Source organism: Subtercola sp. YIM 133946 (genome assembly GCF_036553535.1).
Taxonomy (GTDB): Bacteria; Actinomycetota; Actinomycetes; order Actinomycetales; family Microbacteriaceae; genus Subtercola.
In genome coordinates this window covers 1-726 of record NZ_JAZHPE010000031.1, presented here as the reverse complement: position 1 = coordinate 726, position 726 = coordinate 1, and the positions used below count along the sequence as shown (strand labels likewise).

Sequence of the window (726 nt, the reverse complement as noted above, 5' to 3'; positions counted from 1 at the left end):
TACCGCGGCTGCTGGCACGTAGTTAGCCGGTGCTTTTTCTGCAAGTACCGTCAAACCGAAGTTCTTCTTCCTTACTAAAAGAGGTTTACAACCCGAAGGCCGTCATCCCTCACGCGGCGTTGCTGCATCAGGCTTTCGCCCATTGTGCAATATTCCCCACTGCTGCCTCCCGTAGGAGTCTGGGCCGTGTCTCAGTCCCAGTGTGGCCGGTCACCCTCTCAGGCCGGCTACCCGTCGTAGGCTTGGTGAGCCATTACCTCACCAACAACCTGATAGGCCGCGAGTCCATCCTTGACCAAAAAATCTTTCCACAACCAGAAGATGCCATCGGTCGTCATATCCGGTATTAGACGTCGTTTCCAACGCTTATCCCAGAGTCAAGGGCAGGTTACTCACGTGTTACTCACCCGTTCGCCACTAATCCGCTAGCAAGCTAGCATCATCGTTCGACTTGCATGTGTTAAGCACGCCGCCAGCGTTCGTCCTGAGCCAGGATCAAACTCTCCGTAAAAAACTACGCGCCACACACTCAACGGGAACCGAAGAACATGCGACAAGTTTGACACTGACAGAACAAATCATTACTGACTTGCTTGTCCATGAACCCTCCCAAAAAGAAGAGCCCACTAATATTCATTTCCCAAAGGAACCCGAACCACAAAATGGTCACGGGAAATTGGCATTTGACAATGTGCACGCTGTTGAGTTCTCAAAGATCGGACGCAC

General features: G+C 51.9%; 1 rRNA gene. It reads right to left on the bottom strand.

Annotation, left to right across the window (positions count from 1 at the left end):
• Positions 1-511: ribosomal RNA gene (locus tag V3W46_RS10745) — 16S ribosomal RNA — on the bottom strand; the annotation flags it as partial.
• Between the last annotated feature and the right edge of the window lie 215 nt (positions 512-726).